Annotated in this window: 22 protein-coding genes; 12 read left to right on the forward strand and 10 right to left on the reverse strand. The window is 65.0% G+C overall.

Going from position 1 to position 24659, the window contains the following annotated elements; translation table 11 throughout:
• Nucleotides 1–46: 46 nt before the first annotated feature.
• From trxA to ACXAF3_RS10690, 3 genes are read right to left on the reverse strand one after another with little or no spacing between them, the layout of a single operon-like run.
• Nucleotides 47–901 carry a thioredoxin gene (gene trxA / locus ACXAF3_RS10680; protein ID WP_475112282.1) on the reverse strand — a complete coding sequence of 285 codons (855 nt, stop codon included), beginning with the start codon at nucleotides 899–901 and terminating at the stop codon, nucleotides 47–49.
• 42 nt (nucleotides 902–943) lie between these two features.
• A complete protein-coding gene (locus ACXAF3_RS10685; RefSeq protein ID WP_475112283.1) occupies nucleotides 944–1324 on the reverse strand; it encodes an MmcQ/YjbR family DNA-binding protein in 381 nt (126 codons plus the stop codon).
• A 9-nt stretch (nucleotides 1325–1333) separates the two neighbouring features.
• Entirely contained in the window at nucleotides 1334–2686 is a 1353-nt protein-coding gene (locus tag ACXAF3_RS10690) for a hypothetical protein (protein ID WP_475112284.1), read from the reverse strand.
• Between the two features lie 130 nt (nucleotides 2687–2816).
• Here ACXAF3_RS10690 and ACXAF3_RS10695 point away from each other — a divergent pair, with 130 nt between their 5' ends.
• The 6 genes from ACXAF3_RS10695 to ACXAF3_RS10720 all read left to right on the forward strand — a co-directional run bounded on the left by ACXAF3_RS10695 (nucleotide 2817) and on the right by ACXAF3_RS10720 (nucleotide 6985).
• On the forward strand, nucleotides 2817–3554 hold the full coding sequence (locus ACXAF3_RS10695) for a Mut7-C RNAse domain-containing protein (RefSeq protein ID WP_475112285.1): 738 nt from the start codon (nucleotides 2817–2819) through the stop codon (nucleotides 3552–3554).
• Between the two features lie 107 nt (nucleotides 3555–3661).
• Complete coding sequence (gene cydP / locus ACXAF3_RS10700; RefSeq protein ID WP_475112286.1) at nucleotides 3662–3853, forward strand: cytochrome oxidase putative small subunit CydP; 192 nt, start codon at nucleotides 3662–3664, stop codon at nucleotides 3851–3853.
• On the forward strand, nucleotides 3854–5422 hold the full coding sequence (locus ACXAF3_RS10705; RefSeq protein ID WP_475112287.1) for a cytochrome ubiquinol oxidase subunit I: 1569 nt from the start codon (nucleotides 3854–3856) through the stop codon (nucleotides 5420–5422).
• A 2-nt stretch (nucleotides 5423–5424) separates the two neighbouring features.
• A complete protein-coding gene (gene cydB / locus ACXAF3_RS10710) occupies nucleotides 5425–6558 on the forward strand; it encodes a cytochrome d ubiquinol oxidase subunit II (RefSeq protein ID WP_475112288.1) in 1134 nt (377 codons plus the stop codon).
• A gap of 23 nt (nucleotides 6559–6581) precedes the next feature.
• Nucleotides 6582–6713 carry a cytochrome bd-I oxidase subunit CydX gene (cydX, locus tag ACXAF3_RS10715; protein ID WP_475112289.1) on the forward strand — a complete coding sequence of 44 codons (132 nt, stop codon included), beginning with the start codon at nucleotides 6582–6584 and terminating at the stop codon, nucleotides 6711–6713.
• A 17-nt stretch (nucleotides 6714–6730) separates the two neighbouring features.
• The gene (locus ACXAF3_RS10720; RefSeq protein WP_475112290.1) at nucleotides 6731–6985 is read left to right on the forward strand and encodes a hypothetical protein; all 255 of its coding nucleotides are present in this window, start codon (nucleotides 6731–6733) and stop codon (nucleotides 6983–6985) included.
• Here ACXAF3_RS10720 and nhaA read toward each other — a convergent pair.
• Nucleotides 6972–8456, reverse strand: a complete 1485-nt coding sequence (gene nhaA / locus ACXAF3_RS10725) for a Na+/H+ antiporter NhaA (protein WP_475112291.1) — start codon at nucleotides 8454–8456, stop codon at nucleotides 6972–6974. The two genes, ACXAF3_RS10720 and nhaA, sit on opposite strands and share 14 nt — an antisense overlap.
• A gap of 125 nt (nucleotides 8457–8581) precedes the next feature.
• On the opposite strand from nhaA, the gene ACXAF3_RS10730 reads away from it, so the two are divergent.
• The gene (locus tag ACXAF3_RS10730) at nucleotides 8582–9340 is read left to right on the forward strand and encodes a TlyA family RNA methyltransferase (protein ID WP_475112292.1); all 759 of its coding nucleotides are present in this window, start codon (nucleotides 8582–8584) and stop codon (nucleotides 9338–9340) included.
• Nucleotides 9341–9613: 273 nt separating this feature from the next.
• Here ACXAF3_RS10730 and ACXAF3_RS10735 read toward each other — a convergent pair whose 3' ends face one another.
• Entirely contained in the window at nucleotides 9614–9844 is a 231-nt protein-coding gene (locus ACXAF3_RS10735) for a DUF1272 domain-containing protein (protein WP_475112293.1), read from the reverse strand.
• A 121-nt stretch (nucleotides 9845–9965) separates the two neighbouring features.
• Nucleotides 9966–10310 (reverse strand): 4a-hydroxytetrahydrobiopterin dehydratase, encoded by a 345-nt coding sequence (locus ACXAF3_RS10740; RefSeq protein ID WP_475112294.1) that lies wholly within the window; start codon nucleotides 10308–10310, stop codon nucleotides 9966–9968.
• Nucleotides 10311–10579: 269 nt separating this feature from the next.
• Between ACXAF3_RS10740 and ACXAF3_RS10745 the strand changes: the two genes are divergently transcribed.
• Complete coding sequence (locus tag ACXAF3_RS10745) at nucleotides 10580–12388, forward strand: DUF885 domain-containing protein (RefSeq protein WP_475112295.1); 1809 nt, start codon at nucleotides 10580–10582, stop codon at nucleotides 12386–12388.
• A 63-nt stretch (nucleotides 12389–12451) separates the two neighbouring features.
• On the opposite strand, the gene ACXAF3_RS10750 is transcribed toward ACXAF3_RS10745, so the two are convergent.
• The 3 genes from ACXAF3_RS10750 to ACXAF3_RS10760 all read right to left on the reverse strand — a co-directional run bounded on the left by ACXAF3_RS10750 (nucleotide 12452) and on the right by ACXAF3_RS10760 (nucleotide 16879).
• Nucleotides 12452–14830 carry a penicillin acylase family protein gene (locus tag ACXAF3_RS10750; protein ID WP_475112296.1) on the reverse strand — a complete coding sequence of 793 codons (2379 nt, stop codon included), beginning with the start codon at nucleotides 14828–14830 and terminating at the stop codon, nucleotides 12452–12454.
• A 16-nt stretch (nucleotides 14831–14846) separates the two neighbouring features.
• Nucleotides 14847–16064: an alanine racemase gene (locus ACXAF3_RS10755; RefSeq protein ID WP_475112297.1), complete on the reverse strand. Its 1218-nt coding sequence runs from the start codon at nucleotides 16062–16064 to the stop codon at nucleotides 14847–14849.
• A gap of 107 nt (nucleotides 16065–16171) precedes the next feature.
• Complete coding sequence (locus ACXAF3_RS10760; protein ID WP_475112298.1) at nucleotides 16172–16879, reverse strand: TetR/AcrR family transcriptional regulator; 708 nt, start codon at nucleotides 16877–16879, stop codon at nucleotides 16172–16174.
• A gap of 185 nt (nucleotides 16880–17064) precedes the next feature.
• Here ACXAF3_RS10760 and ACXAF3_RS10765 point away from each other — a divergent pair, with 185 nt between their 5' ends.
• The 4 genes from ACXAF3_RS10765 to ACXAF3_RS10780 all read left to right on the forward strand — a co-directional run bounded on the left by ACXAF3_RS10765 (nucleotide 17065) and on the right by ACXAF3_RS10780 (nucleotide 22690).
• A complete protein-coding gene (locus ACXAF3_RS10765; protein ID WP_475112299.1) occupies nucleotides 17065–19485 on the forward strand; it encodes a TonB-dependent receptor in 2421 nt (806 codons plus the stop codon).
• A 118-nt stretch (nucleotides 19486–19603) separates the two neighbouring features.
• Nucleotides 19604–21049 (forward strand): pyridoxal phosphate-dependent decarboxylase family protein, encoded by a 1446-nt coding sequence (locus ACXAF3_RS10770; RefSeq protein WP_475112300.1) that lies wholly within the window; start codon nucleotides 19604–19606, stop codon nucleotides 21047–21049.
• 27 nt (nucleotides 21050–21076) lie between these two features.
• Entirely contained in the window at nucleotides 21077–22357 is a 1281-nt protein-coding gene (locus ACXAF3_RS10775; RefSeq protein ID WP_475112301.1) for an MFS transporter, read from the forward strand.
• 21 nt (nucleotides 22358–22378) lie between these two features.
• Nucleotides 22379–22690 (forward strand): Mpo1-like protein, encoded by a 312-nt coding sequence (locus tag ACXAF3_RS10780; RefSeq protein WP_475112302.1) that lies wholly within the window; start codon nucleotides 22379–22381, stop codon nucleotides 22688–22690.
• 79 nt (nucleotides 22691–22769) lie between these two features.
• Here the strand turns inward: ACXAF3_RS10780 and ACXAF3_RS10785 are convergent, their stop codons facing one another.
• On the reverse strand, nucleotides 22770–24278 hold the full coding sequence (locus ACXAF3_RS10785) for a fumarate hydratase (RefSeq protein WP_475112303.1): 1509 nt from the start codon (nucleotides 24276–24278) through the stop codon (nucleotides 22770–22772).
• Nucleotides 24279–24659 lie beyond the last annotated feature (381 nt).

Below are 24659 nucleotides of genomic sequence, written 5' to 3' on the forward strand. Positions count from 1 at the left end.
CCGGACGCCGCCAGGCGCCCGTGTAGTAGTTATGAAACAGCTTCTACTAGTAGAGCAATGTCATCAGCTTGCGCTGGTACTGAGCCGCCAACGGGTCGCCGGCGCCGAGGCTCTTGACGATGTCCAGATAGGCCTGCTTGGCCGCGCCGTCGGCGAAGTTGATATCCTTGCGCAGAACATCCAGCAGCAATTCCAGCGCCTCCTGGTGGCGGTTGGCCTGGCTGTACTGCACCGCCAGCTTGTAGGCGGAATCGTAGTCCTGCGGGTTCTGTTCCAGAGCCTGTTGCAGCGCTTTGATCTCCGGCGAATCCGCGGCCTGCTGCTTCAGTTCCAGCTGCGCCATCAGCTTCTGGTAGTCGCCGTCCTGATCGGCCAGCAGTATCTTGCCGAGCACGGTTTCCGCCTCCGGCACCCGATTCTGCTCCAGCAGTACCGCCGCCAGCTGCTTGGCGATGTCGGCGCGCTCCTCGGATTCCGCATAGGCCTGGCGCAGCAGCGGCAGCGCCTCGTCCAGCTTGCCCTCCGCCACCAGCGCCTGGGCCTGCTGCAGTTTGATATCACAGGGCTTGGGCAGGTACTTATCGAGCATCTCGCGGATCTGCTTCTCCGGCTGGGCGCCGGCAAAGCCGTCCACCGGCTGGCCCTCTTTCAGCACCAGCACCGTCGGCAGGCTGCGCACCCCCAGCTGCGCCGCCAGCATCTGCTCGCTGTCTGCATTCACCTTGGCGAGCAGGAACTGGCCCGCGTATTCGTTGGCCAGTTTCTCCAATACCGGCATCAGCTGCTTGCACGGCTCGCACCAGTCGGCCCAGAAGTCCACCAGCACCGGGCGCTTCATGGACTCTTCTATCAATATCTGCTGGGCGTTCTGCGCCGTTACTTCGACTATAAATTCGTTCACAAACTCTCCTGAACCAATGTCCAAATCCAAATAGGGGGCCTGTCAGCGGTATATGGTATCAGCCCCATAGGCCAACTCCAGCGCCTCGCGCTCCACCTTGCGCAGCCCCTTGACCACCAGCCCGTAGGACCTGTCCATCATCCGCTCTATTTCGTACTCCGGCACGCTGCCGTCCAGCAGCACGGTATTCCAGTGCTTCTTGTTCATATGGTATCCGGGCAGCACGCCGGGAAATATGTCGCGGAGCGCCTGGGCCTCGTCCGGGTCGCATTTGAGATTGGTGCGCGCCACCCCGTCTTCGACGCCGAGGGTGGCGAACATCTTGCCCTTGATCTTGAACACCGCCACATCCGGGCCGAAGGGGAAATCCTCCACCGCCTCGGGGCGCGAGAGCAGGTAGTCGCGGGCGGCCTTGTAGTCCATGGTCAGCTCCTACCAGTTCAGCGACGAAGGCAGGCGCGGCGAGGAAAGCAGCCTGGCGAAGCGCCGCCAGCGCTCGTCCTGCGTATCCGCACCGGCCTCCACATATTCCCTGACCAGCTGTTTGCCCCAGTTGTAGTTGATGACGTAGGCGCCGTAGGCATCCACAAAGCGCTTGCGCTGCGCGGCCTTCTCCGGGCTCATCAGCGTGTACCTTTGAAAGAGTTCGACCACCTCGTCGCCGTCTATCTCGCCGTCGATATACTGGCGCGCTATCTCGTTGCCGGCGAAGCCCAGTTTGGCGATCAGGTCCAGTACGCGATCGTATTTCTCCGCATTGGCCGGATCCAGGCCCGCGAGTGGATAGAGCACCTCCCTTTCGAAGCGGGTTTTCTCCTCGCCGGGAAACGCCAGGTCGATACCGTAGTTGGCGCTGCCCTCTGCGATCAGGGACTGGGGGCTGAACAGGGGGTAGACGCTGTACTCGACCCAGCCGCGCTTGTTCACCAGTTCGTCTTCCAGCAGCGCGTTATAGGTGTGGTGGCCCGGGTAGCCTTCGTGACAGCCGAGATCGATGGCGCGGTCGATCATGACCGGCAGCTCGGTATTGAGCTGGATCAGGCTCTGCGCCTTGCCCTGGTACCAGTTGTAGCCGCTCCAGGGTTTGTCGGTGACATACTCGAGGACGAAGTTTTCGCCCTCCGGCAGCTGGATGTACTGCTTGGTGCGCTCGCGACAGGCATCGATGGCGGCGTCGAACACGGCTTCGAGCTTGTCCGCGGGTATTTCGAACTGCTTCCTGAACGCCTGCACCCGCCGGTGCAGCGGCTCACTGCCTGGCAGCAGTTCGTCCAGCTCGGCGAGTACCGGCTCGAACTCGGCGAAATCCCGCTTCGGCGGCTGGGTGTCGTAGAGAAGCCGCGCCTCGCGCTCGAAGCTGCGCTCGCCGCCCCCGGCCAGGCTCTGCGCATGGGCGTGCACCGCGCGCAGTTGGGTCTTCAGGTAGTGGGCGCGCAGGTTTTCGATGGCGCCGTCCGCGGCTATCTCCTCCGGCAGCTGCTGCATCAGCTCCGCCGCACGCTGAGCCAGCGCCGCGGGTGTCGCCTCGCTCGCCGCCGCCTCGTCTCGCCACGCCTGCGGCCCGTAGTAGGCATCCACATAGCTGTCGTCGTGATTGCCCAGTTCCAGCACCAGCTTCACATATTCCCGCGCCACCCGATCCATATCCACCGCCCCGGTATCGGCCGCTTGCACCTGTTCCTGAACCTCTGTATCCACCGCCGCCTCGCCGGCGGTTTCCGCTTTCTCGCCGCCGCAGGCCCCGAGGGCCAGCAATATGGCAGCCACCGATAACAGTCTGGACATCGCTCGCACCGGCATGATTCCCGTTCCTTATTCGCTGTCGTTGTGATTGTGTTGTGATTGAGAGACGCGTTGGATTCTCGGATCGGCGGCTACTATAGCGGTTATACACATTGCCGGCCATTGACCCGCCATGCCGTCCCGCATCACCTTCCGCTTCTACCGGGAACTGAACGACTTCCTGCCGCGCCACAGGCGCCAGCGCGATATCGTCCGGGACACTGCGCCGCCGGGCTCGGTGAAGGACGCCATAGAGAATATCGGCGTGCCGCATACGGAAGTGGACCTGATCCTGGTGAATGGGGAATCGGTGGACTTCGATTACCGGCTGCGCGACGGCGACCGCGTCAGCGTCTACCCGGTATTCGAGTCTCTGGACGTCTCTGGCGTCACCCGCCTGCGCCCGCACCCGCTGCGGGTGACCCGCTTCGTGCTCGACTGCCACCTGGGCCGCCTGGCGCGCTATCTGCGCATGCTGGGATTCGACAGCCTCTTCCGCGGCGACTATCACGACGACACGCTACTGCGTATTTCCGTCGGGCAGCGGCGCATACTGTTGACCCGGGACCTGGGCCTGTTGAAGCGCAGGCAGTTGCAGCGCGGCTACTATGTGCGCGCCACCCGGCCGCGCCAGCAGGCGGCGGAGGTGATCCGGCGGCTGCAACTCGAGCGCAGTATCAGACCCTTTTCCCGCTGTATCGCCTGTAACGGCGCTCTGCAAAGAGTGCGCAAGGAGGAGATCCGATCCCTGCTGCCGGAGAACACCGAGCGCTATTTCGACGAATTCATCCAGTGCCGCAACTGCCTGCGCGTCTACTGGAAAGGCAGCCACTACGAGCGCATGCAGCTGCTGGTCAAGCAGTTCACCTAGGGAAGCTCCCGCGCCAGTTTTTGCCCGCGACCCGGCGAATCCCTGTAATTCGCCGCTATCACCTGCAAGACTGGTTAATTGACGAATTTCACGGAAGGAATCCGGCAATGACTCTGGGCGATCGGCGCCTGCTGATAGAGCTGGGCGCGGTGCTTGTGATCAAGCTAGCGATCCTGTTCCTGCTCAAGCTCCACTTCTTCAGCCCCACCGAGCGGGAAGTAACCGGCGCCGCCGGATCAGGGGAACAATCGCGGGTCGCGGATGCGAAACCAACTTCGAGCGCGGACGAGGAGCGTTAAGTGATAGACGAAACCGTTGTCAACCTATCCCGCCTGCAGTTCGGCCTCTCGGCCATGTACCACTTTCTGTTCGTACCGCTGACGCTCGGCCTGTCGTTTATTCTCGCGATCATGGAATCCTGCTATGTGATGTCCGGGCGCGAGATATACCGCGACATGACCAAGTTTTGGGGCAAGCTGTTCGGTATCAACTTCGCCCTCGGCGTCACCACCGGCCTCACGCTGGAATTCCAGTTCGGCACCAACTGGAGCTACTACTCCCACTATGTGGGGGACATTTTCGGTGTGCCGCTGGCGATCGAGGGCCTGATGGCCTTCTTCCTGGAATCCACCTTTATCGGCCTGTTCTTTTTCGGCTGGGAGCGGCTGACCAAAGTCCAGCATCTGATCGTGACCTGGCTGGTGGCCATCGGCTCGAACCTGTCCGCGCTGTGGATACTGATCGCCAACGGCTGGATGCAGAACCCGGTGGGCGCCGAATTCAATTACGAAACCATGCGTATGGAGCTCACCAGCTTCGCCGACGTGCTGTTCAACCCGGTGGCACAGGTTAAATTCGTGCACACGGTGGCCGCCGGCTATGTCACCGGCGCCATGTTTGTGCTGAGTATTTCCGCCTACTACCTGCTGAAGCAGCGCGATATCCCCTTTGCGCGGCGCTCCTTCGCCATCGCCGCCAGCTTTGGGCTGGCATCGATACTGTCGGTCATAGTACTCGGCGACGAGAGCGGCTATACGGTGGGCGACGTACAGAAAACCAAGCTGGCCGCGATAGAGGCGGAGTGGGAAACCCAGAAGCCGCCGGCGTCCTTCACCCTGTTCGCGATCCCGGACCAGGAGCAGAAAACCAACCACTACGCCATCAAGATTCCCTGGGCACTGGGCCTGATCGCGACCCGTTCCCTGGACGAGCCGGTGATCGGCTTCGACAAGCTGATCCCGGAATACGAGACCCGCATCCGCAACGGCATCGTCGCCTACGAGCAGCTGCAGAAGCTGCGCGCCGGCGACAGCAGCGAGGACACCCGCGCCAGCTTCGCCCAGTACTGGGAGGACATGGGGTACGCGCTGCTGCTGAAGCGCTATACGCAGGAGGTCACCGATGCCACCGACGAACAGATAGCCATGGCGGCGGAGCGGGCCATACCGCGGGTGGCGCCGCTCTTCTGGACCTTCCGCGTCATGGTCGGCTGTGGCTTCCTGATGCTGGGGGTATTTACCGCCGCCTTTATCCAGTCGGCGCGGCATCGGGCCGCGGCCAGCCGCACGCTGCTGCGTATTTGCCTCTGGTCCCTGCCGCTGCCGTGGATCGCCGCCGAGTGCGGCTGGATAGTGGCGGAGTACGGTCGCCAGCCCTGGTCCATCGCCGAGGTACTGCCCACCTTCCTATCCGCATCCGCCATCAGCCGCGACCAGGTGATCGGCAGCCTGACGGCGATCGTCGCCTTCTACACCTTCCTGGCGGTGGTGGAGGTATACCTGATGGTGCGCTTTACGCGCCTGGGGCCGTCCAGCCTCGGTACCGGTAAATACCACTTCGAACTGGCCGCGCAGAAAGCCGGGAGCTAGCCGTGGACTATGAAACGCTGAAACTGATCTGGTGGGGGCTGATCGGGGTTTTGATTATCGGCTTCGCGCTGACCGACGGCTTCGACATGGGTGTGGGTATGCTGCTGCGGGTAATCGGCCACACCGATATAGAGCGGCGCGTGATGATCAACACCGTCGGCCCCCACTGGGAGGGCAACCAGGTGTGGCTGGTCACCGCCGCCGGCGCCATCTTCGCCGCCTGGCCGATGGTCTATGCGGCCGCCTTCTCCGGCCTCTACGCGGCGCTGGTCATCGCGCTGCTGGCGCTGCTGCTGCGCCCGGTGGGATTCGACTACCGCTCAAAAATCGAGGATCCCCGCTGGCGCGACGCCTGGGACTGGGGCCTGACCATCGGCAGCCTGGTGCCGGCGCTGATTTTCGGCGTGGCCTTCGGCAACCTCTTCCTGGGGCTGCCGTTTGAACTGGACCCGGTCCTGCGCCCCAGCTACCACGGCACCTTCTGGCAGCTGCTGTCGCCGTTTGCGCTGATCTGCGGCCTGCTGGCGGTTGCGATGCTGGCGATGCACGGCGGCGCCTGGCTACAGCTGAAGACCCAGGGCCTGCTGCTGGCCCGTGCCCGCACCGCGACCGAGATCGCCGCCTGCGCTGTCACGGCGCTGTTCCTGCTCGCCGGTATCTGGCTGCTGCTGGGCGTGGACGGCCTGCATATCGTGCAGAGCAAACCGGTCAACGAGGTGCTGACGCCGCTGATGAAATCGGTCGCGACGGGCAATGGCGGCTGGCAGGCCAACTTCCACAGGCTGCCGGCGCTGTGGTGCATTCCGCTGCTGACGATCGCGAGCGCCGCGACCACCTGGTGGTTGAGCCGGCGGGAGCACAACCTGGTGTTCGCCGCCAGCGCGCTCTGTGTGACAGGCATCATCCTGACCGCGGCCGTCGCCCTCTTCCCGTTTATCATGCCCTCCTCGCGCAACCCCGATATGAGCCTGACACTCTGGGACGCGACCTCCAGCGAACTGACCCTGGGCCTGATGCTCGCGGCGGCGGTGGTGTTCATGCCGATCATTTTGCTGTACACCGCCTGGTGCTACCGGCGCATGCGGGGGCGGGTGAGCAAGGAGTTTATCGAGGAGAATTCCCGCAGCAGCTACTGAGCGGGCACAGAGGAAAATCAACCGTGTGGTATTTCGCTTGGATACTGGGTGTACTGCTGGCCTGCGCCTTCGCCATCGTCAACGCGCTGTGGCTGGAGATCACCGAGGACATGGACCGCCGCGAAGCGGCGCCCGAGCCGGGGAGCGATTCGTAAACCATGGAGGCACCGCCGTGAACCGGCTCCGTATCGTCACCTTTGCCGCCGCGCTGCTGGTGTGCCTGGCCATTACCTTCTGGCCGCCGCTCCTGTACGGCGCTGGCGAGCCCCCGGGCCACGGCCTCACCAGTTTGATTTTCCTCGGGCTCTGCGCCGGTATCGTGTTCGGTTCCGGTATCCTCAGCAGAGCCCCGCGGCGGCTGCAGCAACTGTGCGCCGCCTCCGCCTGGGTGGCGATCGCTGCGGTAGTGGCGCTCAGCCTTCGCTAGCGGGGCGGTCGCGCTTTTCAGTCGCGGCCCGCTCGGCGGCCTCCTGCACCTCCACCGCCTCGGCGGCCGGGTGCTGCGCATCCGCCATGTCGAATTCATCGGATACCGGCGCCCGGCTCAATACCAGGAAGCCGGCGACGCCGGCAATCACCGAGGCCAGCAACACACCCGCCTTCGCCTGCACCAGCAGCTCTGTCTTGCCGGCAAACGCCAGTTCAGAAATAAAGATGGACATGGTGAAACCGATACCGCCGAGCAGCGCCACGCCGATGATATGGTGGAAGGTAGCCGCGGTGGGCAGCTTGCCGAGCCCCAGCTTCCAACCCAGCCAGGTGGCGCCGACGATACCGATCACCTTGCCCACCACCAGGCCCAAGATCACGCCCAGTGTCACCGGATTGAGCACCGCGCTGGTGCTGGTGAAGCTGTCGATCGGAATGCCGGCGTTGGCCAGCGCAAAAATCGGCACTACCAGGAAGGCCACCGGGATATGCAGGCGCGTCTCCATACGCTGCAGCGGCGACTGCGCCAGGTTGACGCCGTTGCCGAGCGCCATGACCCGCGCGCGCAGCGCATCGTTGGCGATGATATTGTCGCCGGGACGGAAACTGCGGTCGAAACTGCGGATAACGTCCTTCACGAAGGTGCTGAATGCCACCGGGTCGTACTTCGGCTTCGCCGGCAGCGCCATCGCGGTGATGACGCCGGCCAGGGTCGCGTGGACGCCGGCCTGGTAGAACTCGTACCAGAGCAGTACGCCAACAAACACATAGGCGGGTGAGCGGCGCACGCCGGCGGCCTTCAGCAGCCACATAATCACCACCAGCGCGCCGGCGGCCATCAGCGCGGACAGGTTCAGGCTCTCGGTGTACCAGATGGCAATCACCAGGATAGCACCCAGGTCGTCGACGATGGCCAGCGCCACCAGGAAGGTCACCACCGCGCGGGGCACGCGGTTGCCGAGCAGCGCGATACAGCCGACGGCAAAGGCGATATCCGTCGCCATCGGGATTCCCCAGCCCCGCTCGCCTTCGGTGCCCGCATTCAGCGAGGCGTAGATCAGCGCCGGCACCACCATGCCGCCGATGGCTGCCATGACCGGCAGTACCGCCTGCCGCAGATCGGACAGCTCGCCGACGTGGAACTCGCGTTTGAGTTCCAGGCCGACGAGGAGAAAGAAGATCGCCATCAGGCCGTCATTGATCCAGTGGTGCAGGCTGAGGGAAAACTCCCAGTCACCGGCGTTCAGGCTGACGGGCATATGCAGCAGGTGCTTGTAGGCGTCCTGAAGCGGGGAGTTGGCGATGATCAGCGCCGCCACGGCACAGATCATCAGCAATATGCCACTGCTGCTCTGGCGGTGGATAAATTCTTCGAAAGGAGTGACCAAACGGCCGAAGGCGTTTTCCAGTGGCGCCTGAAATACGGTTCCCTTGCGGATCTTGAACTTGCCCAGGACGCTTTTCGCCATCGACCACTGACCTCCTTTGTAAAGATTAGCCTGCATTCACCAGGCTGGCGCTTCAATGAACAGGGGCCAGAGGTTAGCATGGCAGCCGCTTACCTCACCACATCTTTAGAACTATAGTGCCATTCATGACCCGTCTGGACCTGCTGTTAGTACAACGTCAGCTCGCCAATTCCCGCACCCACGCCAAGAAGCTGGTGGATGCGGGCCGGGTACGGCTGCACACCGGCAGCGGCTGGCAGCTGGCGCACAAGGCCGGCCAGGCCGTGGGCGAGGACTGGCAGCTCGAAGTGGAACCCCTGCCGGAGGACCGCTTCGTGTCCCGCGCCGGCCTGAAGCTGGCGGCGATCCTCGATCACACCGGACTGGATCCGCGCGGCTGGCACGCGCTGGACGTGGGCTGCTCCACCGGCGGCTTCAGCGACTGCCTGCTGCAGCGCGGTGCCGAGCTGGTGGTCGGCGTGGACGTGGGGCGCGACCAGCTGGCGCAAAAGTTGCGCGACGATCCGCGCATGCGGCTGTTCGAGGGCGTCAACGCCCGCCACCTGCAGGCCTCCCACATAGCCCCCTACGGAGACGCCGGCTTCGATGCGATAGTGATGGACGTCTCCTTTATCTCGCAGACACTGATACTGCCGCAGCTGCCCCCGCTGCTCCGCCCCGGCGGCCAGCTGCTGAGCCTGGTCAAGCCGCAGTTCGAGGTGGGGCCGGAGCATATCGGCAAGGGCGGCCTGGTGCGGGACGCGAAACTGTATCCGCAGGTGCGGGAAAAGATCACCGGCCTGTGCCGGGAGCTCGGGCTGGAAGTCAGGGAATATATCGAGAGCCCGATCAGAGGCGGCGACGGCAACCGCGAATTCCTGCTGTGGGCCGTCCGCACCCCTTGATCTGTAGGGGCCGTCGGTGCCGCGAATACCTGGAGCGGCTGGAACGGACCTTGTGTCCGCCCACCGCCGCCAAGTATTTCTCCGTAGCCAAATCCGTGGCGGCCCTGCAAATAGCCGCCGGCAGCAGGGCCGCCACAGGCTCAGCTACGGAGACAAAGTCTCCATCACCACCTCGGTCTTGACCGAATTGGCGAAAGCCTGACCGTTTCCGTGCCACAGCATGGAGGGAAAACATTCGGACACGCCCGCCTCCTTCGTTTCCGAGCGGCGCGCTCAGCGCAGCAGCTTTTCCAGCTTGGCCTTGAAGCGTTGCGGCGGGCCCTCGGTGGGTGAGCGGGTGCGGGTCGGGCGCGGCGCCAGTTGCCCCTGGCAGTTGGGGCAGCGCTGCTCCAGTTGGTCCGCACAGGGCGGGCAGAAAGTGCATTCAAACGAACAGATAAAGGCCTGATCGGTGAGCCCCAGCGAGGCGCCGCAGCGCTCGCAGGTCGGCTTCATTCTTAGCATGGCAGTCCCGTGTTATTCCTGTCCCGGCGCCCCGGGGCGCCCAAGAGTGCGGCCACCGGCCGGGGAGTATCCCGCCGGGGCCGCCAATCCATAAAAGGCGGGCTGCCAGGGAGATCTCCGGCTATTCCGCCTCGAGTTGCTGGTCGGTGCGCGCGGCCATGATGAAGTCGTTCTTGTGCAACCCCTTGGCCTCGTGGCTCCACCAGGTCACGGTGACCTTGCCCCACTCGGTCAGCAGCGCGGGGTGGTGGCCGACCTCTTCCGCGATGGCTCCAACGCGGTTGGTGAACGCCAGGGCCTGCTTGAAGTTGCGGAACTTGAACACACGCTCAAGCTGCATGATTCCGTCGCGGGTCACCGGCGTCCAGTCGGGGATCTGCCGCAGCAGCTCGGGGAGTTCTTCATCACTTACCAGCGGTGCGTCGGCGCGACAGGCTTCACATTGTTGTTGGGCGAGTTCGGTCATGGGTCAGTCCTCAAAAATCTTTGTTTATTATGGACACTTTTGAGCTGGGCCCACTCTAACCGCCGCCCCCCGAGGAAACAAGCACACCGGCCAAAAACGCATTTTATCCGGTTTCCCCGTCGCCGAATGGGACAGAGTGCTAAAAATGACACATGCAATCGCCGGCCGAATATTCGCCACTCACCGGCCGCCGGAAGCGCGGCGACTTTGTGCATTCTCCGCGCCTGCGATACCTTGAAACCCCCTGATATCCACCACCGAGGACCGCCATGAGATCGACCATCCCCGTACTGGCACTGCTGCTGGCCCTCGGCGCCTGTGAACGGCAGGCGCCGGAGAAGGCAAACACGCCCCGAGAGCCGGTCGGCGCCCCCGCAGAAACCCGCGCCGCGGAACAGCAGGCGTTTCAACAGCTCAGCGAGCAGATGGTCGCCGAGCTCTGGCAGCTGTTCCCATCCTGGGCCCTGCGCGAGGGCTACTACAAGGTGGCGGACCAGTTGCAGGTGCCGGACGACGCCTACCGCAAACGCCTTCTCAACTTCGCCCAAACCTACAGCCGCAAGTTCGCCAACCTGGACAGCCGCCAGCTGGACGCAAACGCCAGCAGCGACCTGGCGCTGATACAAAACTTCCTGTCGCGTATCGAGTGGGAAATCACCAAGTTCAAGTCCCACCAGTGGAACCCCGCCGAGTACAACATCTCCCACGCGTTCGCCCTGATATTGAACACCGAGTATGCACCGCTGGATGAGCGCCTGCGCACTTTCAGCAAGCGCATGGAAAAGGTGCCGGCCTACTACCAGGCCGCCGCGGAATCCCTGCGCACACCGGCGGCCCCGCAGCTGGCGCTGGCGATCCAGCAAAACGAGGGCGCGCTCAGCGTGTTCGGCGAAGAACTGCAGCAAAAGCTTGCCGCGAGCGGGCTCGGCGACGAAGAAAAAGCGCAGTTCACACAGCGCCTGGAAAACACCCGCAAAGCCATTCGGGACTACATCGCCTTCCTGCAGGACAGGCGCGCGACGCTGGATAAAACACAGAAGTACCGGGACTTCCGCATCGGCGAGGCACTGTACGAGGAGAAATTCCAATACGACATCCAGATCGGCATGACCGCCGCGGAGCTATACCAGCGCGCACTGCAGGAAAAAGCCAGGCTGCACGACAAGATGACCGAACTGGCGGACAAACTGTGGCCAAAATATTTCCCCGGCGAGCGGCCGCCGCAGGACCGGCTCGACAGGATCTCGAAGGTGCTGGACAAGCTGTCCGAGCACCACGCCACCAAAGAGACCTTCAAGGCGGAAGTGGAAAAGCAGATTCCGGAACTGGCCGCCTTCGTCACCGAGCACGACCTGCTGACCCTGGATAAGGACAAACCCCTGGTCGTGCGCACCACACCGCCCTATATGCGCGGCTTCTCAGTGGCCTCGATCAACGCGCCGGGCCCCTACGACAAGGGCGCCAACACCTATTACAACGTGATGCCGATCGAGGAGTTCAGCGACGAGCGCGCCGAAAGCCTCCTGCGCGAGTACAACAGCTACCTGATGCAGATACTGAATATCCACGAGGCCATCCCCGGCCACTACACCCAGCTGGTGTACGCGAACAAATCGCCGAGCCTGATCAAGAGTATTCTCGGCAACGGCGCCATGATCGAGGGCTGGGCCGTCTACACCGAGCGCATGATGCTGGAGGCGGGCTACGGCGACTTTTCCCCGGAGCTGTGGCTGATGTACTACAAGTGGAATCTGCGCACCGTGACCAACACCATTCTCGACTACGAGATACAGGTAAAGGGCATAGGCGAGGACCGGGCCATGGAATTGATGGTGCGCGACGCCTTCCAGCAGGAAGCCGAAGCCAGGGGCAAGTGGCGCCGCGCCACTTTAAGCCAGGTGCAGCTGACCAGCTACTTCGCCGGCTATATGGATATTCTCGCGCTGCGCGACGAGATAAAGCGGAAACTCGGGGAGGACTTCAGCCTGAAGGCATTTCACGAGAAATTCCTCAGCTACGGCAGCGCGCCGGTGCCGGTGATTCGCGAGCTGATACTGGCGGAACTGGAACAGCAGTAACCGCCGCTATTTCACCCGCCGTGAACCGCTTCCGGTTCACGGCGATTCGCAATAGCCGCCCTGTCAGCGCCCTGCAACGGGCGACGGAGTCAGCGTCAGGCGGCGCAGCCCGTCGCCATCCGGATCGTCCGCGAGCGGCAACAATTCACCGCGCAACCAGGGCGACAACTGATCCAGGTAGTGGTTGCCGAGCGGGTGGCCGCTCTGCCCACCCGGAATCACCGCCTGCACCCGGGGCCGATCGCCCATCTCCGCCACCACCCGCACCGTCGCCCCCATGGTCACATCCAGGCTGCGGTCGTAGCGGTAGCTGGCGCGGCCGACCGTCGCGGTGCTGCCGCCCCAGGGGTGCACACCGCTGTCGAGCAGTAGCCCCAGCAGCGGCACCGCGCCGCTCAGTTCGTGGCGCAGGGTCAGGCGGTGCTGGGCGCCGAGGCGCCAGTCGCGCACCGCTTCCCCCTGCACCTCGCGCACCTGCGCCACCGCGGCGCGCAGCGCGGCGGTGATCAGCGCACTGCGCTCGCCGCGCCACCAGGCGGAATTCCGCTCGCGCAGTATCAGCCGGTCGAGCCCGTGGTTGAGCAGGTAGTTGTGTTTGAACAGCTGCCGGCTCAGATCCTCGCCGAGGCGGGGCTGGAAAACGCTGCGCGCCAGCGCCCGGTACCAGAGCTGGAACACCAGCGGTGCGCCCAGGTCGCGCTCCGCCACCGGTTGCGCCTGCCAACACCGCAACTGCGCCAGCGCCGCGCGCTCGGTGGCGTCCAGCCCGGCTTCGCGCACCTCCGCCAGCAGCGCCGGCAACAGCAGCGAGGCCTGGCCGTCGTACCAGTCGAACTGCAGCCGGCGCATATCCTCGAGGGTCAGATGGTCGCGGGACGCCAGCTGCTGCTGTATGCGCTCTATACGGTAGCGGGTGGCGTTGTCCGCGGACACCAGCGGCCCCAGGCCGCGCGGATTCACCCGCGCATTGGCCGCCGCCAGATAGCCCTGGGGCGGGTTGTAGATCTCGGGCATCTGCGCCGCCGGCACCAGCCCGCGCCAGCGGTTCTGCGCCTCGTGCCCCGCCAGCGGTTCCAGCCCCTCGCCGCGGGCGCGCTCGGGGATCAGGCCGGCGGTGCGGAAGCCGATATTGCCGTCCACGTCGGCGTAGGTGGCGTTCAGGGTCGGCCCGGGGTAGGCGTCGAGCGCCGAGGTGAACTCCTGCCAGTTCTGCGCCAGGTTCAGGTCGAGAATGGACTCGAGGGAGTGGCCGTCGAGCCGGTGCATGGTCCAGGCCAGCGACAGCGGCGGGGACTCGCTGATCAGCGCGCCGTTGCGGGTGGTGATCAGGCGCAGCCGCTCCGGCTCCGGGCGCCCGCGCACCGGTATCTGCACCTCTTCCACCGCGGCCCGGTACCACTGCTCGCCGTCGCGGAACTGCAGCGGGTCCTCCTCCGAGCGCAGCTCCACGAACAGGTCCTGGGTGTCGCCGATATTGGTGAAGCCCCAGGCGATGCGCTCGTTGAAGCCGTTGATCACTCCCGGCAGGCCCGGCACCGACCAGCCGCGCAGCTGGCGCGCGCCGAAGAACAGGTGCACCTCGTAGAAGAGGTTGGGCAGACCCAGGGCATCGTGGGAGTCGAACGCGAACAGGGCGCGGCCGCTGGCACTGCGCCGCGGCGCCACCACCCAGCCGTTGCTGCCGAAGGCGAGGCGCGGCATCAGCGGCGTCTCCGCCGCGCTCACGCTGTCGAGACGCCGCAGCAGCCCGACGAGCCTGTCGCCGCCCGACGTGTGCCGGTCGAAAATATAGGGGAAGTCCACCTGCTCGCCATCGTCCGGCAGAAACACCGCCGCGAGCGCGTCGCCGACCTTTTCCCGCAGCGCCAGGCGGACGATTTCCTGGCGGTAGTTGTTGCCGCTCTGCAGCCCCATCAGGGCGCCCACCGCAAACACATCCTCGCGCCGCCAGGGCTCGGGGCTGTGCCCCAGCAGCAGAAACTCCGGCGGCACCAGCGCATAGCGCTCCAGCGCACCGTTGACGCCGCGCACATAGGCATCCACCAGTTGCAGGAAGCGCGCGCTGGCATTTTGCTGCAGCGTCTGCGCGATCATCGGCACGCGCATGCGCCAAAGCTCGCGGTCCGTCTCCAGCATGGACTCGCCGAACAGCTCCGCCAGGCGGCCGCGGCCGGCGCGGCGCAGCAGCTCCATCTGCCAGAGGCGCTCGCTGCCGTGCAGGTAGCCCTCGGCGAAGAGCACATCGTCCAGGCTCTGCGCGCGCACATAGGGGCGCGCGTGATCGTCGAAGCGGATCTGAACCGGCCGCTCCAGTCCGCGCAGTGAAATCTCACCGCTGTATTTCGGCTGCGACAGGTAGACGGCGGCATACACCACCGCGGCGCAGACGAGCAGAAGCAGCGCTGTCGCCGCGCACCATTTTTTTATTGTTGTTCCACGCATTGTGTCTCACTCACTTTCAGTTCTGCAGCACCGGCCAGCGCGCCTCGATCACGCCGTTGCGCTCGGCGATCAGATCGCCGAAGCCGAGCAGCACCGCCTCGCTCTGAGTCGGGCGGAAAAAAACATAGTCGTCCACGTCGATGCGCTCGCGCGCGCACACGGTCATCAGCTGTTGATTGGAGCTGAGCCCGAACAGGCCGCTCGGCCGCATCGAGGCTGGGAAGGCCGGCTGCGCCATCCAGCGCCCGCCGTACAGAAACAGGCTGCGGCGCCCCCGCGACAGGAGTCGCGACAGCGGGCGCAGGAAGGGCAGATGCAGCCCCGGCCAGCTTTTCAGCACCGGCGCGGCGATGTGGCAGGCGGGCAGCAGTGTGTCGAGGGCCGGGTCGTCGAAATCGGTCGGTTTCAGCAGGCAGGAGCCGAGACTCACCTCGTTGAGCGGCGACTGCTGCAGATGGTCGCGGTAAGTCAGGCTGCCGGCGCCGTTTCGCAGCAGTCGGTCGACGGAAGCCCCCGGATACAGGCGCTGGTACTCGCACAGGAAGGCGCGGTAGCGGCGCTTGGCACTCTCCGCCGCCGCACGGCGGCTCGCGATCAGCGGCGGCGCCTTGGCCACATGGGGGTCGTAACCCATAAAGCCGCGAAACTGCAGCGCCGGCTCATTTTCGATCAGCTCCAGCATAGGCGCCAGCTGCGCCGGCGTTTCGAGGCCGCCGCGGTGCATGCCCACGTCGATTTCGAAGCACACCGACAGGCGCCGCCCGAGACCGCGCGCCAGCTGCGCGTACTGCGCCAGGCGCTCGCGGGTGTCCACCAGCCAGTGCAGCCGGCTGTCGTCCACCCCCTGCACACGGCGGTAGAAATGCTCCGCCGCGACGACCGGCAGCGGCTTGCCGAGCAGGATGTCGGCGTCGGGAAAGGCGCGCCGCACCTGCTCGAGAAAGGGGCCGTGAAACACCATAAAGCGCCTGCAGTCGAGCGCCTCCGCCGCGCGACGCAGCAGCGGGATCGACGGCAGTGACTTGACCACCAGGCGCACCGGCAGGCCGTCCAGCTCCGACCCGACCCTGTGCAGATTGTGGTCCAGGCGCGCCAGATCGACCAGCAGACAGGGGCGCCCGCTCCACTCCCGCCGCAGCATGCGGTTCAGCCGCGCGAAATACTCCGCCGCCGGTGCGGCGAGTGCCGCGGCCTCGCCGGCATCGGGCAGGGCCCGCCCCCCCTGTCGCAACATCTCTATAGCCACTCTTACAACCTGTTTGAACACATGTTCAAACATTTGAGCAGAAGCGCCGGCACGGAGCAAGCCCCGCGGCGGCATCATGTCGGAATCGGCGGGATCTATTCGACGGCTTGCGAGTCGCCGCGCAGCCCCAGCAGCCAGCCCATCTGGCGCCGCAACTGGCGATAGATAGCGTCGCGGTCGACGCGGCCGGCGGCCATGCCCTCATACTCCAGGCGCTGCAGCGTGCCCAGGCACAGCTGCGCATCCACCTCCGGGCAGGGGCTCTTGAAGCGCCGGCACAGGCGCACGAAGTCTTCCAGGTAGCGCTTGCGGTAGCGCGCCGCCAGAGCGCGCAGCTCGGCGCCGACGGAGAGATCGAAGGCGTAGGTCATCTCCATCACCAGCCCCTCGGGGCGCTCGCGAATCTGCCGCACCACATAGTCGGTGGCCACCTGGGCCAGGTAATCGCACAGCTGCCGGCGCACCGCCAGGGTGCGCAGCTCGGCGGCGCTGAACTGGTCGATATAGTCGAACACCTGCTGCCAGGTACCGGTCAGCTCCGGCTCGCCGCGGGACACCTGGTAATGCAGCGCCTGCTCCAGCAGCTCGTCGAGATTGGCGAAGTAGTAGTTGATCAGCGAGTAGTTCACCCCCGCCTCCTTGGCGACCGATCGGTGCGTCACCGCCCGGTGGCCATCGCGGTGAATCACTTTCAGTACCGCCTCGAGGATGGTCTTGCGGGTCATTTCCCCCTGGGCGCGGCGCGCGCGGCCGGGGCGGCTGGCAGCGGGTTTGTCGGTGTTCTTGACGGAGGTTTGCGGCATGGGCGAAGGGCTGTCTGTGTCTGGCCCGCCAGTGTAAAGCAAGGCCCGCGCCAAAGAAACATTGCACAAGTGCACAAACAAGGCTAAGCTCGCAGATGTTTGAACACTTGTTCAACTAAGTGTCCGCACACCCGTGGACCCGCAGTTCCAGCAACCCCAACAATAAGCACAGATAGGGAATTGCCATGAAAGCACCCACCTCCCCCTTCGATAAAACACTGCTATCCGCTGCCGTTGCCATCGCCAGCTTCACCGGCGCCGCCTTTACACAGGCACAGGAACAGGCCGCACTGGAGGAAGTCGTGGTGACGGCGCAGAAGCGCGCCCAGTCGCTGCAGGATGTGCCGGTCAGCGTTACCGCCTTTACCGGCGACAAGATAGAACGCGCGGGCATCGAGGAATTCGAAGACTACGCCACCAAGACACCCAACGTCGGCTTTACCCAGCAGGGCAACCGCGCCTACACCAAGGTGGCGATCCGCGGGGTGACGAATATCGGCGGCAAGGCCAATGCGGTGGGCATCTATCTGGACGAGTTCAATATAGCGCCCAACATTCTCGTCAACGGCTACTCGCGCACCGCCGACGCGGAGCTGTTCGATGTGGAGCGCATCGAGGTACTGCGCGGCCCCCAGGGCACCTACTTCGGCCGCAACACCATGGGCGGCGCCATCAGTATCACCTCGCAGAAACCGGACACCAGCGCCGCCTTCGGCGCGCTAAAACTGCAGGGCGACGAGCACGGCGGCTACCTGGCACGCACCAGCTACAACCTGCCGCTGGGCGACAGCGCGGCACTGCGCGGTGCGGTCTTTTACCGCGAACAGGGCGGCTGGATGGACAATGCCGGCCCCAGCGACGCCAGCAACGACGGCGACAGCAGCGGCGCGCGTATCGCGTTGAGCCTGCAGCCCGGCGACGCGCTGGAAGTGGACCTGGCGCTCTCGACCGTCCAGCACGAGCAGAATATGCCGAGCCTGGTGCCGAGTGGCCAACTGGGCAATATCCTGCAGCAGCTGAACGGTATCAACGCGCAGTTTCCGCAGCTGCTGGCGAGCATGGGCTACCCGGGCCCGGTGGCCCCAATAGACACCTCGGCACTGCCGGAGTGGCCGCTGCCCACGACTGACGCCCCCTTCGTCAGCGCCGGCAACTACGACACCTTCGCCACCGATCAGCCGTTCGAGTCCAGCTCGCAGACGGACACCGCCACCGCGCGGCTGGAGTACCAGATCAACGACCGTCTGACCCTGACCTCGGTCAGCGGCATCACGCGCAACGACTTCTCCAGCTTCGGCGACGGCGACATGTCGATACACCCGGCCTTTACCGTCGGCCGCGACAGCGACATGCAGGCCTGGAGCCAGGAGCTGCGCCTGTCCTCCAGCGGCAACGACAAGCTCGACTGGCTGCTCGGCGCCATCGTCGCCAAAGACGAGATCAGCGAGACGGACATCAGCACCCACCTGGCCAGCGACCCCTTCCTCGACGCCTGGGGCGCACTGCTGTTCGGCCTGAGTGCCCAGGGGGGATTGATCGACTTCACCGACCCGGCCACGCAGATGCTGCTGGCCACACCGGGCGCCGTACCGGCGGTGTTCGGCCCGCTGTCGCTGGGCAACTTCGAGGATGTGGACCGCGCCAACGAAACCGACAGCCGCGCCGTCTTCGCCGACGCCACCTACTATCTCAGCGACGACTGGGAACTGAGCCTGGGGCTGCGCTACACCGACGACCACGTGGAGTTCTCCGAACTGACCCGACCCACGGTCACCCTGCCGGTGGGCGAGGACCGGGTGGGCGCAGACTTCACCGACCTGTCCTCGCGCCTGTCCATCAACTACCAGCTGAACGACGCGAACCGCCTCTACTTCACCGCCGCCAAGGGCTACAAAGTGGGCGGCGTCAATTCCAGCGTCACCGCGGCGATAGACGCGGTGGACCAGGTGTTCGACAAGGAGACCGGCTGGAGCTACGAGATCGGCAGCAAGAGTCAGTGGCTGGACGACCGCCTGCAGCTGAACCTGGCCCTGTTCCAGTTCGACTGGCGGGATCTGCAAGTGCGCGGCCAGGATCCGCTCAGCCAGCGCCAGTTCGTGCAGAATGCGTCGGACGCGCAGAACCGCGGCGTGGAAATCGAACTGACCGCGCTGCTCACCGACAATATCCAGTTCAGCGCCGGCTACGGCCGCCTGTCCGCCGAGTTCGACGAGTTCACCAATGCGGTCACCACCAGCGGTGAGGTCATCGACGCGACCGGCAACCGCATTCCCTACTCGCCAGAGAACACCTTCACCGCCGCGCTGGATATCGACATTCCACTGAACAACGGTCTCGACGCTTACCTGCACCTGGACTACAGCCGCATCGACGATCAGTACTTCGACGTCGAGAACAGCGAGACGCGCATGATCCCGGCCTACGACCTGTGGAATGCCCGCGCCGGCATCGGCAACGGGACCTACCGGCTGGCGCTCTTCACCAACAATCTGCTGAACGAAGAGTATCTGCTCGGCGTACAGGGCCTGGAGACCCACTACTCGGGCCTGCAGCACAGCGTCGGCGCGCCGCGCACCATCGGTGCCAGCCTGAATATCGATTTCTGATCGGCGAGTGCCGGCGAAACGCCGGGGCGGGCACGCCGCCCTGGCATTTCGCCGCCCTCCCGGCTGCCGCGCGCCGCAGGCAAACGGCAGCCCGCATTTTTCCTATGGAGTAAGAGTTATGAAGTTCCCCGACAAAGGCCGCGATACCGACTCCCTGCTCGCGGCGCTGGCGGCGCGCAAGCACCAGGACGTGGACTGGCAGAGCGGCCGCGCCTTCGCCTATGTCTACGACGCCGGCCCCGAGGCCATGCAGCTGCTGAAAGACAGTTTCACCCTGTTCATTACCGAAAACGGGCTGGATCCCACCACCTTCCCCAGCGCGATGGAGCTGGAAAAGGATGTGATGGGCATGGCCATCGACCTGGTCGGCGGCGGCGACGGCGCCGAGGGCAGCTTTACCTCCGGCGGTACCGAGAGCCTGCTGCTGTCGGTGAAGACGGCGCGGGACTACTGCCGCGCACACAAACCCCATATCCGCGAGCCGGAACTGCTGTTGCCGGAGACCGCGCACGCGTCCTTCTTCAAGGCCTGCGCCTACTTCGATATCAAGCCGGTGGTGGCGCCGGTGGACCCACACAGCTTCCGCGCCCTGCCCGCGGCGATGGAGGAGCGCATCACCGACAACACCATCATGATGGTGGCCTCCGCGCCCTCCTACGCCCACGGCGCCGTGGATCCGATCGAAGCGCTGGGCCGCATCGCCCTGCAGCACGACCTGCTGTTCCATGTGGACTGCTGCGTCGGCGGCATGTACCTGCCCTTCGCGCGCGATCTGGGCTACGACATCCCGCCTTTCGACCTGTCGGTGCCCGGCGTGACCCAACTGTCGATGGACTTCCACAAATGGGGCTATGCGGCGAAGGGCGCTTCTGCGATCATCTACAACAATGGCGCCGAAATGCGCCGCCACCAGTATTTCGCCTGGTCCGGCTGGACCGGCTACTCGGTCATCAACCCGACCATCCTATCCACCAAGAGCGCCGGCCCGGTGGCGGCCTGCTGGGCGATACTGCAGCACCTGGGGCGCGAGGGTTACCTCAACCTGGTGCGCCGCACCCAGGAGGCATCGGCCAAAATACGCGCGGCCATCGATGAGATCCCCGAGCTGTACCTGCTCGGCGAGCCGCAGACCAACCTCTTCTCCTTCGCGTCCCGGCAGCTGGACGTGTTCGCGCTGGCGGCGAAGATGAAGGAGCGCGGCTGGTATATCCAGCCGCAGTTCGGCTTCGGGCCGTCGCCGGCCAATATCCACCTGTCCGTCGGTGCCGGTAACGCGCCGCATACCGACGCCTTTATCGCCGATCTGCGCCAAACGGTAGCGGAAATGGCGGAGCGGGAAGCCGGGCCCTCGATGCGCGAGCTGCCGGCGGAGATCCGCGGTGCGCTGGAGCGGAACTCGCCGCAGCTGCTGGAGGAACTGAGCCAGCTGATCGCCGGCACCGAATCGGATATCGCCGGGCGCATGGATTACATCAACAACCTGCTCAACCTGATGCCGCACCGGGTGCGGGACGGCCTGCTGAGCGAATTCGTCAACGGCCTCTACAGCAAGGCCAGCGCCTGACGGGGCGCGACACCGGGGCTTGGATCAATGACAATCGCGACACGCCTGGAACTGGCGAAATGCGCCGCCGGCGGTCAGCGCTGGCGCATGGCGGCGGTGCTGATGGTGACGGTGTTCGTGGCCTATCTGGACCGCATGAACATCAGCCTGGCCCTGCCGCTGATGGCCGGGGAGTTCGCCTGGAGCCTGCAGCAGAAGCAGTTCTACGGCGGACTGCTGATGAGCCTCTTCTACGTGGCCTACGGCCTCTCCAACCTGCTGCTGACGCCGCTGGCCGGCAGGCTGGGGGCGCGCAACTGCCTGCTGCTGATCGTCCTGCTCTGGTCCCTGTTCACCGCCCTTGGCGCCTTCTTCAGCCAGTTTGTGCTGCTGCTGTGCGCCTCGCGGGTGCTGCTGGGGCTGTCCGAGGGGGTGCACTTCCCGATGGCCAGCGCGCTGGTGCAGCGCTGGTTTCCGCTGCACGAGCGCAGCCGCGCCAACAGCATCTGGATCGCCGGTCTGTTTCTGGCGATCCTGTGCGGGCCGCTGCTGCTGGTACCGCTGATGCACCAGTTCGGCTGGCGCGCGGGCTTCTATGTATTGGCCTTCGGCGGCCTGGCGCTGAGCCTGCCGCTGATCGGGCGCTGGGTGTTCGATAGCCCCGCGGCGCACCCGCGCCTCGGCGGCGCGGAGCGGGACTACCTGCACGCAAATCTCGCCCCGGCCGACGCCCCCGCCGCCGCTGGCTGGCGGCAGCTGCGCGGCCTGGTCACAGGGCCATTCTGCCTGATGATGCTGGTGGGCATTCTGAACAATATGGCGTCGCTCGGTATCGCCAGCTGGCTGCCCACCTATCTGGCCGGCAAGCCGGGAGTCGACTACGGCGATCTCGCCTATCTCGCCGCCCTGCCCTATGTGTTCTCATTTGCCGGCATGGCCTGCTGGGCGCAGATCGGGGACCGCACCAACCTGCGCGGCGCCCTGGCTGCGGGCGGCTTCGCCCTCGGCGGCATCGCCGTCTACTTCGCCTTCCGCGCCGAGCCACTGTGGCTGGTGATGGGATTGATGAGCGCGGCGGTGTTTCTGATCTCCGCCTACAACGCCTGCGAATTCGCCATGGTCCAGTATCTGCTGCCCCCCAGCCTGTCTGCGGAGGGCACAGGAATCTACAACGGCCTCTCGACAATGATCGGCGGCGGCCTGGGCACCGCGCTGATGGGCAGGTTGATGGCGGACGGCAGCACCGCCGTCGACGCCTGGCCGATACTGCTGCTGTTTTTCGCCGCCGCTTGCGCGATCGGCGCACTCGGGCGCATCTGCCGTTACTGACAACTTCTTGGGAGAAAAATAATGTCTACACCGGATAAAAGCCTCGCCGAGTTCTACCCCTACTACCTGCGGCTGCACAGCGACGCGCGCTGCCGGGTCTGGCATTTTTTCGGCACCGCGCTGGGACTGGCCGCACTGGTCGCAGCCATTGTCACCGCCAACCCCTGGCTGGTGCTGGCGGGCCTGGCGATCGCCTACGGCTGCGCCTGGACCGGGCACTTCCTGTTCGAGAAGAACACACCCGCGGCCTTCAGCAATCCGTTCTACAGCTTCGTGTGCGACTTCCTGATGTTCCGCGATATGCTGCTCGGCAGGCTCAGCTGGCGCAATTGAGGGCGAAACGCCGAGAGACGCCAAAACGAAAAGGGGCGAACACAAGGTTCGCCCCGAGATTCGACGGCGGTGGCCGCGGTCAGACCGCGCCCTCCTCGATCTTCGCCTTCCAGATCAGCGGCCCGGTGCTGTGCACCGACTCGCCCTGGCTGTCCACGGCCACGGTCACCGGCATATCCTCCACCTCGAACTCGTAGATGGCCTCCATGCCCAGCTCCGGGAAGGCGACCACCTTGGCGTCCTTGATCGCCTGGGCCACCAGGTAGGCGGCGCCGCCGACGGCCATCAGGTAGACGGCCCTGTTGTCGCGGATCGCCTCGATCGCCGCCGGGCCGCGCTCGGCCTTGCCGATCATACCCAGCAGACCGGTCTCCTCGAGCATGGTGCGGGTGAACTTGTCCATACGCGTGGCGGTGGTGGGGCCGGCCGGGCCGACCACTTCGTCGCGCACCGGGTCCACCGGACCCACGTAGTAGATAAAGCGGCCGGACAGGTCCACCGGCAGCTTGTCGCCCTTGGCGAGGATGTCGACCATCTTCTTGTGCGCCGCGTCGCGACCGGTCAGCATCTTGCCGTTCAACAGCAGCGTCTCGCCCGGCTGCCAGCTCTGCACCTCCTCGCGGGTCACCTCGTCGAGGTTCACGCGGCGCACATTGCCGCCGGCCGCGCGGGTGATCTCCGGCCAGTCTTCCAGCTTCGGCGGCGTCTGGCGCGCCGGGCCCGAGCCGTCCAGCGTGAAGTGGGCGTGGCGGGTGGCGGCGCAGTTGGGGATGATCGCCACCGCCTTGTTGGCGGCGTGGGTCGGGTAGTCCTTGACCTTCACGTCCAGCACGGTGGTCAGGCCGCCCAGGCCCTGGGCGCCGATACCCAGCTTGTTCACTTTTTCATACAGCTCCAGGCGCAGTTCCTCGGCGCGGTTGGATGCGCCGCGCTCCTGCAACTCCTGGATATCGATCGGGTCCAGCAGGGACTCCTTCGCCAGCAGCATCGCCTTCTCGGCGGTGCCGCCGATACCTATGCCCAGCATGCCCGGCGGACACCAGCCGGCGCCCATCTGCGGCACCATCTTCAGCACCCAGTCGACCACTGAGTCGGACGGGTTCAGCATCGCGAACTTGCTCTTGGCCTCGCTGCCGCCGCCCTTGGCGGCCACATAGACCTCGACGGTGTCGCCGGGCACGATTTCGTAGTGGATCACCGCCGGGGTGTTGTCGCCGGTGTTCCTGCGCGCGCCGTCCGGATCCTCGAGGATGGACGCGCGCAGTACATTGTCCGGATTCCTATAGGCGCGGCGCACACCCTCGTTGACCATATCGGTCACGCTCATCTCCGCGTCCCACTGCACATTCATGCCGACCTTCATCTTCACGGTCACGATGCCGGTGTCCTGGCAGATGGGTCTGTGGCCCTGGGCACACATGCGCGAGTTGATCAGTATCTGCGCCATGGCGTCCTTGGCCGCCGGGTTGGCCTCCTTCTCGTAGGCCTTGTGCAGGGCCTGAATAAAGTCCTGCGGGTGGTAGTAGGAGATGAATTGCAGCGCGTCGGCGACGCTGTCGATCAGGTCATCCTGGCGGATAGTGGTCATTTCCGGCTCCGGTTTACGTCTCGAGGCGGGCGATTTTACACGATTTGTGGGGTTATTGGCGGTTGGCAGAAAGGCTCCTGGGGTTGGAGCTCTGTAGTGAGCCGGGTGGCGGCCCTGCTACCGGTGGCTGTTCGCCAGACACGCTTTAAATACATCCCTGTACGCTCTCCACGGCCATCCATGGCCGTGAAAGGTCTGGCGAACAGCCCCCGGCATCAGGGCCTTCGCGTCGCGATTCCGTCGCACAGTCGGCTTTTGTAGGGGCCGAAGGCGCCGCGAATGCGTGGAGCGGCCGGAACAAACCTTGGGTTCGCCCAACAGCACGGGCCGAATACAGTAAGGGCGAACACAAGGTTCGCCCCTATACGATCGAACTATATG

The sequence above is a fragment of the Microbulbifer sp. ABF4_143 genome (genome assembly GCF_056160225.1).